Here is a 12,807-nt window from a genome sequence, read left to right on the forward strand (position 1 = left end):
AGGTAAGGGGAACTGGAGTTATACGATTGCCGCGCTCATAAAAAAAATTAGCTTTTTGAATCTTTCACATTCGGTTTTCTTATGCGATAAATGCGTGCAACGGCCTGCGCCGTGCTTGTGCGCCTGCGCCATCATGGACAACGCCGCACGGCCGTTTGCACAGCGGTGCGGCGTTTTCAAGAGCCAATGCGAGGTCTGGTCAGGAGCGTTAACTTCCAGCGGCGATGGCTGGCGTCAGATGCCTCCCATGCACAGATACTTCACCACCAGATAATCATCGATCCCATAGTGCGACCCTTCTCGGCCCAGGCCGGATTGCTTGACGCCGCCGAAGGGGGCGACTTCATTGGAGATGAGCCCGGTATTGATGCCCACCATGCCCGATTCCAGGCCTTCGGCCACGCGCCAGATGCGGCCGATGTCGCGTGAATAGAAATAGCTGGCCAGGCCGAATTCGGTGTCGTTGGCCAGGGCCACGGCTTCGTCGTCGGTCTGGAAGCGGAACAGCGGGGCCATGGGGCCGAAGGTCTCTTCGCGGGCGACCTGCATGGCCGGGGTGACGTCGGCCAGCACGGTGGGCTCGAAGAAGCCATGGCCCAGCGCGTGGCGCTTGCCGCCCAGCAGCACGCGGGCACCCTTGGCGACGGCGTCGGCGACGTGTTGTTCGACCTTCTTGACGGCCTGTTCGTTGATCAGCGGACCCTGGTTCACGCCGTTCTCCATGCCGTCACCGACCTTGAGTTTCTTCACCGCTTCCACCAGCTTGGCGGCGAAGGCGTCGTACACGCCGTCTTGCACGTAGATGCGGTTGGCGCATACGCAGGTCTGGCCGGCATTGCGGTACTTGGAGGCGATGGCGCCTTCGACGGCGGCATCCAGGTCGGCATCGTCGAAGACGATGAAGGGCGCATTGCCGCCCAGTTCCAGCGAGAGCTTCTTGATGCTCGATGCGCTCTGCTGCATCAGCAGCTTGCCCACGCCGGTGGAGCCGGTGAAGCTGATCTTGCGCACGATGGGGTTGGAGGTCATTTCACCGCCGATTTCCTTGGCCGCGCCGGTGACGACGCTGAACACGCCCGCCGGCACACCGGCGCGCTCGGCCAGTACCGCCAGCGCCAGTGCCGAGAAGGGGGTGGCTTCGGCCGGCTTCAAGACCATCGGGCAGCCGGCGGCCAGTGCCGGGCCGGCCTTGCGGGTAATCATTGCCGCCGGGAAGTTCCACGGCGTGATCGCCGCGCATACGCCGATGGCTTCCTTGACCACGACGATGCGGCTGTTCGGGGAGGGCGAGGGGATGGTGTCGCCGTAGGTGCGCTTGCCTTCTTCGGCGAACCATTCGATGAAGGAGGCGGCATAGCCGATTTCGCCCCGTGCCTCGGCCAGCGGCTTGCCTTGCTCGGCGGTCATGATCAGGGCCAGGTCGTCGGCGTTGGCCATCATCAGTTCATACCAGCGGCGCAGGATGACGCTGCGTTCCTTGGCGGTCTTCTTCTTCCAGGCCGGCCAGGCAGCGTTGGCGGCCTCGATGGCGCGGTGTGTCTCGGTCGCGCCCATCATCGGCACATGGCCCAGCAGTGTGCCGTTGGCGGGGTTGTGGACCTCATGGGTGGCGCCGCTGTCGGCGTCGCACCAGGCGCCGTTGACATAGGCTTGCTGGCGCAGCAGGGAAGGGTCTTTGAGTTGTTGCAGCATGTCGGGTCTCCGTTGGATTTCCATGGGGGCAGTAGCGTCAGAAGCGGGCTGCGGCCTTGTTGCGCCCGCGCAGCCATTCCAGGGCCAGCAGCAGGCAGGTCGAAAACAGGATCAGGATCGTCGCCAGCGCGGCGATGGTCGGGCTGATGTTGTCCTTGATGCCGGCAAACATCTGGCGCGGCAGCGTGGCCTGTTCGGGGCCGGCTACGAACAGGGTAAGAACCACTTCATCGAAGGAAGTTGCAAAGGCAAACAGGGCGCCCGAGATCAGGCCCGGCGCGATCACCGGCAGGGTGATGCGGAAGAAGGTGCGCAAGGGACTGGCGCCCAGGCTCAGGCTGGCGCGCACCAGATTGTGGTTGAAGCCCTGCAGGGTCGCCAGTACCGTGGTCACCACAAAGGGCGCGCCCAGTGCGGCGTGCGCCAGGATCAGGCCGAGATAGCTGTCGGCCAGGCCGATGCGGGCAAAGAAGAGGTACACCCCCACGCCCACCACCACCACCGGCACGATCATGGGCGAGATCAGCACCGCCATCAGGATGCCCTTGCCCCGGAAATCGGCCTTGTTCAGCCCGACCGCAGCCAGCGTGCCCAGCACGGTAGCGATGACGGTGGCGGCCGGGGCGACGATGAAGCTGTTCCTGGCGGCGCGGATCCAGTCGTCCGAGGTGAACAGGTTCTCATACCAGCGTAGCGAGAACCCCTTGATGGGATACATCAGGAAGCTGCTGTCGGAAAACGACAGCGGGATCATCACCAGAATGGGCAGCACCAGGAACAGCAACACCAGCAGGTTGAAGCTGCGCGAGGCAAAGTACCAGACCCGTTCGACGAGCGAGGTATAGGGCGGGAAGAGAGGCGGTTTGTTCATGGCGGGTTTCCAGGATTCATCGATGGCAGCGCGGCAGTCGGTCGGTGCAAGCTCATCCGATGCCGACGTCGACCTTGGCGAAGCGGCGGTAGACGCTGTACAGCACCAGGGTCGCGGCCAGCAGCAGGGCGCCCAGCGCGCAGGCCATGCCCCAGTTGATGGTGGTATTGATGAAGTAGGCGATGAAGTAGCTCACCATCTGTTCGTTGGGGCCGCCCAGCAGGGCCGGGGTGATGTAGTAGCCACCGGCCATGATGAACACCAGCAGCACGCCGGCACCTACGCCCGGATAGGTCTGCGGCACATAGACGCGCCAGAATGCGGCGAACGGGTGGCTACCCAGCGACACGGCCGCCTTCAGGTAGGTCGGCGGCACCGACTTCATGACGCTGTAGAGCGGCAGGATCATGAAGGGCAAGAGGATGTGGGTCATCGAGATATACACACCGACCCGGTTGAACACCAGTTCCAGCGGCGACTGCGTCAGGCCGGCCAGCATCAGCGCCTTGTTGATCAGGCCTTCCGACTGCAGCAGCACGATCCAGGCCGCCACACGCACCAGGATCGAGGTCCAGAAGGGGATCAACACCAGGATCATCAGCAGGTTGGCACGGCGCTCCGACATGGTGGACAGCCAGTAGGCCAGCGGATAGGCCAGCAGCAGCGTGATCAGGGTGACCACCGCGCTCATCCACAGGGTGCGGCCGAAGATGGTGCGGTAGATCGCTGATTCGGGCGCGGCGGCTTCGATGTCGCCAAAGACGTTCTGGCGCAGGTCCAGCGAGGCCAGCAGGTAATAGGGGGAATAGACCGAGCCGTTCTGGGCGATCACGCGCCAGATGTCCGGCTGGCCCCAGAGCGGATTGAGGGCGATGATGGCCTCGCGCGCGGCGGCCGGTGCCAGCGGCTTGCCGTCGGCGTCGCGCAGCGGCATGGCGCGGGTGGTGCCCATCACCAGCGAGCGCGAGCCTGCGATTTCGATATTGAGACGGCGCGCCAGGTTGCCGGCGGTGGTCTCTTCCTTGGCGCGGGCCAGGTCTTCGGCCAGGGCGGCGTAAGCCTGGTCGGGCAGGGCGGCCTTGCGGTCCCAGCGCGACAGTACGGCCACCGTCTGCGGCAGGGTAGCGGCGACTTCGGGATTTTCCACCGCGCGCTGCAGCAGCGCCACGATGGGGGCCACGAAGGTCAGCAGCAGGAAGATCGCCAGGGGGGCGATCAGTGCCAGCGCACCCAGTCGCTTGCGGGTCTGGGCGGCGTGCAGTTCGCGCTTGAGTTGCTGCGGGTCGGGTTCAGCCAGGGGCATGGCGGCGGTGGTGCGGGTGGCGATGGTGGTCATGTCTCGGTAGTCCGGTGGCAGCAGTTTCAACACAACGGTTCCTGGAAATCAGCGCGCCGTTGCGGGACGCATGCAACTGCTGCTGCAATACCCGCTCCCGTTCGGACTGAGTAGGCCCCGCGAGGGCCGTATCGAAGGCGCACAGAGGTGGGCGCCTTCGATACGCGGCTACGCCGCTACTCAGGACGAACGGGAGTGGGAGCGCGCAGCTGCATGGGGCCTCTTACTTAGCGATCCAGGCGGCGAAGCGTTGCTCCAGCTCTTCGCCGTGGTCGGTCCAGAACTGCAGGCTCAGTTGCACGGCGTCCTTGGCATTGGCCGGCGAGGTCGGCAGGTTGCCCAGGGTCTTGGCGTCCAGCAGCTTCAGGGCGCCCTTGTTGACGGGGCCGTAGGCGATGTTATTGGCATAGACCTTCTGGTTCTCGGGCTGGCTGGCGAAGCTGATGAACTTCTCGGCCAGGGCCTTGTTCGGCGAACCCTTGGGGATCACCCAGTAATCCAGGGTGTAGACGCTGCCGGTCCAGACCACCTTGAGATTCTTGCCTTCGCGCTGGGCGGCATCGATGCGGCCGTTGTAGGCGTTGGCCATGACCACGTCACCCGAGGCCAGGAACTGTGCCGGCAGGGCGCCCGCATCCCACCACTGGATGTTGGGTTTCAACTGATCCAGCTTCTTGAAGGCGCGGTCCACGCCTTCCTTGGTGGCCAGCACCTTGTAGACGTCCTTGGTCGGCACGCCGTCGGCCATCAGGGCGAACTCCAGGTTGTACTGGGCGCTCTTCTTCATGCCGCGCTTGCCGGGGTATTTCTTGGTGTCCCAGAAATCGGCCCAGCCGGTCGGAGCGGTCTTGAGCTTGTCGGCGTTGTAGGCCAGCACGGTGGACCAGACGAAGGCGCCCATGCCGCATTCGCTGACGGTGGCTTCGGGGATGTAGTCGTCCTTCTTGATGGTCTTGGCCAGGTCCAGCTTTTCGATCAGGCCGTCGTCACAGGCGCGGTTCAGGTCCCCGCCATCGATTTCCACCACGTCCCAGCTGACCTTCTTCGTTTCGACCATGGCCTTGACCTTGGCCAGTTCACCGTTGAATTCGGCAGTCACGACCTTGGTGCCGGTGCTCTTCTGGAAGGGTTCGACGTAGGCGACCTTCTGCGCGTTGCCATTGGCGCCGCCGAAGTTGACCAGGGTCAGTTCAGCGGCAGAGGCCGCGCCGGAAAGCAGCAGGCCCAGGGCGAGCGGGGACAGCAGGGCGGGTGTCAGGCGTTTCATTGTTGTTCCTCGTTGGTTATCGTGCTTGTTGACTGTGTGACGTTGTTGCGCTGGATCGGACTTCATGGGCAATCTGCGTTGCCTGGAAAACTAACAAATGGAACTGCAACATCAAGGTACGGCGAAACAAAAAACTAAGTAAACGGGAAGGAATCAAGGCGCTCAGAGGAAGCAGCGCAGGCGATCCTGCGCGATATGCAGCACCACGCTGCTGCCCTCGGTCAGGCCGGCCAGCGCCGGGTCGGACAGGGAGAGCTTGACGAAGCAATCTTCCTGCCCCGTGACGGTGCAACGTACGCGCACGTGATCGCCGAAATAGATCAGGCCGCCGATGGTGGCGCGCAGGCTGTTGGGTTCGCTGCTGCCACCGGCAGCCAGGCGGATGCGTTCGGGACGCACGCAGGCGGTGATGGCCTGGCCGGCGTGCGCGCGGTGGACATTGAGACCGGTCAGCACGGTGCCATCGGCCAGGCGTACGGTACAGTGCTCGCCCTGTACCGATTCCACGCTGCCCTTGAAACGGTTGTTGTCGCCGATGAAGTTGGCCACGAACTGGTTGTCGGGATATTCGTAGAGTTCGGTCACCGGGGCCAGTTGCTGGATCACGCCCTGGTCGAAAACGGCCACGCGGTCCGACATGGTCAGGGCTTCGCTCTGGTCGTGGGTGACATAGACGAAGGTCACCCCCAGGCGCTTGTGCAGGGCCTTCAGTTCCAGCTGCATGTGTTCGCGCAGCTGCTTGTCGAGCGCGCCCAGCGGTTCGTCCATCAACACCAGTTGCGGATCGAAGACCAGCGTACGCGCCAGCGCCACGCGCTGCTGCTGGCCGCCCGAGAGCTGGGTCGGATAGCGGTCGCCGAATTTCCCCATCTGCACCATGTCCAGCGCCTGCTTGACCTTGGCTTCGCGGGTGGCGCGATCCATCTTGCGCACCGATAGTGGATAGGCCACGTTCTGGGCGATGGTCATGTGCGGGAACAGCGCATAGTTCTGGAACACCATGCCGATGTTGCGCTTGTGGGGCGGTACGCGGTTGAGCAACTGGCCGTCGAGGCGAATCTCGCCGCCCGTGGGAAACTCGAACCCCGCCAACATCATCAGGCAGGTGGTCTTGCCCGAGCCGGAGGGGCCGAGCAGGGTCAGGAATTCGCCACGGCGAATCTCCAGGTCCAGGCTCTTGACGATCAGGTTCTCGCCGTCATAGGTCTTCTTCACGCCACAGAACTGCACCAGCACGTCGCTATTGCTGTCGGCCGTCGCCTGTTGCTGGGGTGCCTGCTTCATTGCATAAGCTGCCATCATCGATCCTCTCTCTACGCGGGGCCGGATTCGTCGTCCGGCCCGTCTACCCTGTTACTGATCTGCTACTGATCCTGCAGCTGCCCTGCAATGCAAATCTCAGGCCAGCTTGATGGCTGCGGCCAGGATGCCCAGCGCTTCGTCCATGACGGCATCGGGAATCGTCAGCGGGAACAGGAAGCGGATCACGTTGCCGTAGCTGCCGCAGGTCAGCAGCAGCAGGCCGTGTTCCAGGGCGTGCTGTTGCACCTTCTTCGTGTAGTCCGCATCCGGCTTGCCGGTGGCCGGGTCGGCGAACTCGACGGCGACCATGGCACCCACGCCGCGTACTTCGGCAATCTGCGGCACGGCCGAACGCAGCTCCTTGAGATGCTCCTGCAGTTTGTCGCCCAGGCGCGCGCCACGGGCCACCAGCTTTTCTTCCTGCATCACGTCCAGCACCGCCAGCGCCGAGGCAACCGCCAGGGGATTGCCGGCATAGGTGCCGCCCAGGCCACCGGGGGCGGGCGCATCCATGATCTCGGCGCGACCGTTGACGGCCGACAGCGGCATGCCACCGGCCAGGCTCTTGGCCATGGTCATCAAATCGGGCAGCACATCGTAATGTTCCATCGCAAACAGTTTGCCGGTGCGGCCATAGCCGGACTGCACTTCGTCGGCGATCAGCAGGATGCCGTGCTCGTCGCAGATGGCGCGCAGGCCGCGCATGAAATCGGCCGGGGCGGCGTAGAAGCCGCCTTCGCCCTGCACCGGCTCCAGGATGATGGCGGCCACGCGGCGCGCTTCGATGTCGCTCTTGAAGAGGCCCTTGACGGCGTCCAGCGCATCGTCGGTGCTGATGCCATGCAGGGCGCTGGGGTAGGGGGCGTGGTAGACGTCGCCCGGGAAGGGGCCGAAGCCCAGCTTGTAGGGAGCGACCTTGCCGGTCAGCGCCATGCCCATCATGGTCCGGCCGTGGAAGCCGCCGGCAAAGGCGATCACGCCAGGACGGCCGGTATGGGCGCGGGCGATCTTGATGGCGTTTTCCACCGCCTCGGCGCCGGTGGAGAAGAAGGCGGTCTTCTTGGGGTAGTCGCCCGGGGTCACGGCGTTGATGCGCTCGGCCAGTTCCACGTAGTTGGCATAGGGCACGATCTGGTAGGCGGTGTGGGTGAACTTCTCCATCTGGGCGCGCATGGCGTCGAGCAGCTTCGGATGACGGTGGCCGGTGTTGAGCACGGCGATGCCGGCGGCGAAGTCGATGAAGCGGCGGCCCTCGACATCCCACAACTCGGCGTTGACGGCACGCTCGGCGTAGAAGTCGCACATCACGCCCACGCCGCGCGGGGTGGCGGCGTTCTTTCGTTGTTGCAGTTCCTGGTTGGTCACCTGGGTGGTCATTGCTTGCTCCGTTCTTGCTGCGTTGAGTGGCGCCGGCACGGCGCGGAAATTGCTGAGTCGGGAAACAATATAAAACCCAAGTGGCACTGTAATATAGAGCCAATTTCAAATATCTGATGGTGCCACTTGAAACTCGCCTCCTTGTCCGACTATCTGCTGCTGCGCATCAACCGGCCTTCGTCCAAGGCCGGTCCGGGCAAGGGCCGTGTCGCTGCCGGCCGGGAAAGCACCGCAACGAAAAGCCCCCGAACAGGCAAGACCGCGGCTGCCGTTCCGGTGAATCGGCAGATCTACCAGTTGATCCGCGAAGCCATCCTGGCCCACACCTTGCCGGCCGGCATGCAATTGCCGTCCTCGCGCGACCTCGCCACGGAGCTGGGGACCTCGCGCAATACCGTGACCTATGCCTATGAGCAGCTGCTGGCCGAGGGGTATCTGGAAAGCCGCACCGGCGCCGGTACCTTCGTGGCCGACACGGCGCCGGACCAGATGCCCGAGGCGGTGGAGCGCAAGGAGCCATTGACTGATCCCTCTGGCAAGTCCGAACTGTCGGCGCGGGGTGCGTTGCTGACGCGCCAGGCCGGTGTCGGCGAGCGGCAGTGGGGCGCCTTCATGCCGGGTGTGCCGGATGTCACCTGCGTGCCTTACAAGATCTGGGGACGGCTGCAGAACAAGCACTGGCGCCGTTCCAATTCCGACTTGCTGACCTATGGCCCCGGCGCCGGTTATGCGGGGCTGCGTGAGCAGATCGCCGAATACCTGCGCGTGGCGCGCTCGGTCAATTGCACGGCCTCGCAGGTGTTGATCACCACCGGCATCCACCAATCGATCGACATCGTGGTCAAGCTGCTGGGCGAGCATGGCGATACCGCCTGGGTCGAAGACCCCTGCTACTGGGGCACACGCAGCGTGCTCAATTCGCTGGGTATCCAGTCAGTCCCCATCGCGGTGGACCAGGAAGGCATGCGCATGCGCCTGGCCAACCTGCGCCGGCCACCACGCTTCATCTGCACCACGCCTTCGCACCAGTATCCGCTGGGCATGGTGATGAGCCTGTCGCGGCGGCGCATGCTGCTGGAATATGCCGCGACCCACAAGGTGTGGATCATCGAGGATGACTACGACAGCGAATTCCGCTACGGCGGACGGCCGCTGGCTTCGCTGCAGGGCATGGATACGCAGGACCGGGTGCTCTACATGGGGACCTTCAGCAAGATCATGTTCCCGGGCTTGCGTATCGGTTTTCTGGTGGTGCCGGAATCGCTCTCCCGCGCCTTCGCCACCGGCATCGCCGAGTTGTATCGCAATGGTCAGGTGTTCCTGCAGGCGACGCTGGCCGACTTCATGGCCGAGGGGCATTTTGCGTCGCACATCCGCAAGATGCGGGTGCTCTACGCGGAACGGCTGCAGCTGCTGCAACAGGCCATCAATCGCCACTTCGGCGAAAAGATGACCATCACCGGCGGTGAGGCCGGCCTGCATCTGGTGCTGGGTCTGCCGCAGGAATGCGACGACGTGCTCATCTGTGAACAGGCCCTGGCCGCAGGCATCGTGGTGCGACCGCTGTCGCGCTACTACATGCATGCCCGTGGCGCGCGGCGCGGACTGCTGCTGGGCTATGCCAGCGTGCCCAATGACGAGATCGCCCGGGCCTTCGACAAGCTGGCTGCGGTGATCAAGCCGCACCTGGCGTGAGCCGCCTGCAGCAAGGGATTGCGGGCGATTTTCGCGTCTGCGATGAAAGTCTTTCTCGGGGCAGGTTCTGGCGGGCGCGTGCTTGCGGACCTAAGATGGTGTCCATGCAAGGCAGGCAGAGACAAGCCTCCTGCCTGATGCAACCCTCATGTTCCACAGAAAAGGATTTCCCATGAAAGCCATCGTCTACCGGCAGCACGGCCTGCCCATCAGCAACCCCGAGTCCCTGATCGATACCACCCTGCCCGAGCCCACACCGGGCGAGCGCGACCTGCTGGTCGAGGTCAAGGCGATCTCGGTCAATCCGGTCGATACCAAGGTGCGCGCCGGCTCGCCCGTCAAGGAGCCGCGCGTACTGGGCTGGGACGCCTCGGGCGTGGTGCGCGCCGTGGGATCGGCGGTAACGCTGTTCCAGCCTGGCGACGAAGTGTTCTATGCCGGCGCCATCACCCGACCCGGCTCCAACAGCGAACTGCACGTGGTGGACGAGCGCATCGTCGGCCGCAAGCCTGCCAGCCTGGGCCACGCCGATGCAGCCGCCATCCCGCTGACGGCCATCACGGCCTGGGAACTGCTGTTCGACCGCGTGGCTGTGCCGGAAGGTGGTGGCCAGGGACGCAGCCTGCTCATCATCGGTGCTGCCGGGGGCGTCGGCTCCATGCTGACCCAGCTGGCCCGCCGCCTGACGCAGCTGACCGTCATCGGTACCGCCTCACGCCCGGAGACCGTGCAATGGGTGCAAGAGCTGGGCGCGCACCACGTGATCGACCATAGCCAGCCGCTCAAGCCGCAGCTGGAGAAGATCGGCATCCCCGAGGTCGATATCGTCATCAGCCTGACCCACACCGACCAGCACTTTGCGCAGATCGTCGAGGTGCTGGCGCCGCAGGGCCAACTGGCCCTGATTGACGACCCGGCCACGCTGGATGTGGTGCCGCTCAAGCGCAAGAGCATTTCGCTGCACTGGGAGTTGATGTTTACGCGCTCCATGTTCCAGACCGCCGACATGATCCGCCAGCACGAGCTTCTGCAACGCGTGGCGCAACTGATCGACGAGGGTGTGCTGCGCACCACCACGGGAGAGCATTTCGGCCGCATCAATGCCGAGAATCTGCGCCGCGCGCATGCCCTGATCGAGACCAATCGGGCGCGGGGCAAGGTGGTGCTGGAAGGATTTTGAGGAGACGCGCAATCAAGCGCTAGAGGTCGGCGGCTTTTTATGTGAATGAATGTACTCCTGCCCCGAGACAGAGCCACATCTGTCCGGGGAGAGAATTCGCAAGAGGAGTTGCCCGCATGGAAAAACCAAAGAGAAGAAAATCAGATTGAGTGATTTTGATATCTTTAACGAGCGGGCCGCTCAAGGGCGCGCAGTTGCCCGGGCCATCGATGACGAGACAGCCATTCCCTTCTCGACGACGATTACCGCGCGAGTCAGTCAAAGCTGCGGTTCATTGCGGGCAAAGATGTCCAGTTGAAATGGGCGATACCCGGCGGCGGATACTTGCATATAAGTATTGTTATTTTGATAGCAAAACCGGTTCGCCCGCCGACCCATGGTAAATTACCGGGTCCGGACCGGCTCATTGCTTCCGGGCCCTTTGACAACCCCGATAGGAACCCTCGTTGGAAAACATATTACTGATCGTCGCAGCCTTCTTCCTGGTTGCGTTGAACGGTTTTTTCGTTGCAGCAGAATTCAGTCTGGTCAAGTTGCGTCAAACGCGCATCCGGGCCATCGCAAAAACACAAGGCTTGCGCGGCCGCATCCTGGCCGTGGTCCACAATCAACTGGACGCCTATCTCTCCGCCTGCCAACTCGGTATCACCCTGGCCTCGCTGGGCCTGGGCTGGATCGGTGAACCGGCATTCGCCCGGTTGCTGGAACCGCTCTTCTCGCTGGTGGGCGTGACCAACCAGGAACTGATCCACGGCATCTCGTTCGTCTTTGCCTTCTTCGTCATTTCCTTCCTGCACATCGTGGCCGGCGAACTGGCCCCCAAGTCCATGGCCATCCGCAGTCCGGAAAAGCTGGGCCTGTGGTGCGCGGTGCCGCTGTATGGCTTCTACTGGGGCATGTATCCGCTGATCTGGGTGCTCAACGCCAGCTCCAACTGGCTCTTGCGCGTGGCCGGGCTGGGCGCCGGCCACGGGCATGACGCGCATTATTCGTCGGACGAACTCAAGCTGATCCTGCGCGCCGGTGGCAAGAGCGGCAAGAGTGGCAAGTTCACTCGCGACGAATGGAACATGCTGGCACAGAGCCTGAACTTCGCTGAACTGGACGTGGCCGACATCATGCGCCCCGCCAGTGAAATCGTCGCGCTTGGCGACGACAAGACGCGCGAAGAGAATCTCGACATCATCTATCGCAACCGTTATTCACGCTATCCCTACTTTGATGCGGAGCGCCAGCAGGTGCTGGGCCTGGTGCACCTGAAGGATGTATTCCTGGCGCAGCAGGACGGTCGCGCCATCGGCAACCTCAAGGATTACCTGCGCCCGGTGCAGTTCATCTCGCCAGCCTTGCCGGCGCTGGACCTGCTGCGTCGTTTCCGGACCGGCACACCGCACTTCGCCATCATCGGCAAGAAGGGCCAGCCGCCGCAGGGCTTCATCACGCTGGACAACATGCTGAGCCTGCTGGTGGGCGAAATCCGTGATGAATTCCGCCACAACACCGGCGAGTGGACGCGCCAGGATGACGGCACCCTGCTGGGCAAGGGCAGCCTGCCCATCGTGACGCTGGAGAACATGCTGGGCATCGACATCGAGTACGACGACAGCATCGACTCCGTCGGTGGCCTGGTGATGGAGAAACTGGGTGACCTGCCCAAGGAAGGCCAGAAGATCGAGTTCCCCGCCTTCGATGTGGTCATCAAGCGCATGTCGGGCCCCAAGATCGTGCTGGTGAAGGTCTATCCGAAGATGGCCGAGCTGCGCGAGTAGGGCATCCAACGAGAGACCGCTCCGGTCCTCGGTCACGGAATGCCGTCCGGTGTGGTGCCGGACGGCATTTTTGCTATTGTGCCCTCGTGATGACTACCCACCGGCGGGACTTGCCCCTGTTGCTGCGGACGACCCCGATGTTCCGGATTCACCGGCCATGAAGCGCGCCGTGTACAGCAGCATGGCGCGCGCATCCAGGTCGGCGCGCCGGTAATGACGAACCAGAGTGTGCACTTCCTGGCCCAGCGGCGTGGTGGTGATGTCGGCGGGCGCGCCGCTGAGCAACCAGTTGATGTCGATGCCGAACTGCTCACGCAT

9 protein-coding genes and 1 pseudogene are annotated in these 12,807 nt (G+C 63.5%); 3 read left to right on the plus strand and 7 right to left on the minus strand.

Features of this window, described 5'->3' with window-relative positions:
- Positions 1-234: 234 nt before the first annotated feature.
- From gabD to VE092_RS07630, 6 genes are all read right to left on the minus strand, one after another.
- The gene (gene gabD, locus VE092_RS07605) at positions 235-1,692 is read right to left on the minus strand and encodes an NADP-dependent succinate-semialdehyde dehydrogenase (protein ID WP_324875417.1); all 1,458 of its coding nucleotides are present in this window, start codon (positions 1,690-1,692) and stop codon (positions 235-237) included.
- A 37-nt stretch (positions 1,693-1,729) separates the two neighbouring features.
- Positions 1,730-2,563: an ABC transporter permease gene (locus tag VE092_RS07610; RefSeq protein WP_102663092.1), complete on the minus strand. Its 834-nt coding sequence runs from the start codon at positions 2,561-2,563 to the stop codon at positions 1,730-1,732.
- A gap of 52 nt (positions 2,564-2,615) precedes the next feature.
- Positions 2,616-3,899, minus strand: coding sequence for an ABC transporter permease (locus tag VE092_RS07615; protein ID WP_324875432.1), 1,284 nt, complete (start codon positions 3,897-3,899; stop codon positions 2,616-2,618).
- Between the two features lie 223 nt (positions 3,900-4,122).
- On the minus strand, positions 4,123-5,166 hold the full coding sequence (locus tag VE092_RS07620) for an ABC transporter substrate-binding protein (protein ID WP_077236613.1): 1,044 nt from the start codon (positions 5,164-5,166) through the stop codon (positions 4,123-4,125).
- 162 nt (positions 5,167-5,328) lie between these two features.
- Positions 5,329-6,468, minus strand: coding sequence for an ABC transporter ATP-binding protein (locus tag VE092_RS07625; protein ID WP_414653437.1), 1,140 nt, complete (start codon positions 6,466-6,468; stop codon positions 5,329-5,331).
- A gap of 96 nt (positions 6,469-6,564) precedes the next feature.
- Complete coding sequence (locus VE092_RS07630; RefSeq protein WP_324875422.1) at positions 6,565-7,845, minus strand: 4-aminobutyrate--2-oxoglutarate transaminase; 1,281 nt, start codon at positions 7,843-7,845, stop codon at positions 6,565-6,567.
- A 126-nt stretch (positions 7,846-7,971) separates the two neighbouring features.
- Between VE092_RS07630 and VE092_RS07635 the strand changes: the two genes are divergently transcribed.
- The 3 genes from VE092_RS07635 to VE092_RS07645 all read left to right on the plus strand — a co-directional run bounded on the left by VE092_RS07635 (position 7,972) and on the right by VE092_RS07645 (position 12,489).
- Complete coding sequence (locus VE092_RS07635) at positions 7,972-9,540, plus strand: PLP-dependent aminotransferase family protein (RefSeq protein ID WP_324875424.1); 1,569 nt, start codon at positions 7,972-7,974, stop codon at positions 9,538-9,540.
- 172 nt (positions 9,541-9,712) lie between these two features.
- Entirely contained in the window at positions 9,713-10,720 is a 1,008-nt protein-coding gene (locus tag VE092_RS07640) for a zinc-binding alcohol dehydrogenase family protein (protein ID WP_324875426.1), read from the plus strand.
- 446 nt (positions 10,721-11,166) lie between these two features.
- A complete protein-coding gene (locus VE092_RS07645) occupies positions 11,167-12,489 on the plus strand; it encodes a hemolysin family protein (RefSeq protein WP_324875428.1) in 1,323 nt (440 codons plus the stop codon).
- Positions 12,490-12,582: 93 nt separating this feature from the next.
- Here VE092_RS07645 and VE092_RS07650 read toward each other — a convergent pair.
- A pseudogene (locus VE092_RS07650) lies at positions 12,583-12,807 on the minus strand (hypothetical protein); the annotation flags it as partial.

The sequence above is a fragment of the Herbaspirillum sp. genome (assembly GCF_035644555.1).
Classification (GTDB): domain Bacteria; phylum Pseudomonadota; class Gammaproteobacteria; order Burkholderiales; family Burkholderiaceae_D; genus Herbaspirillum.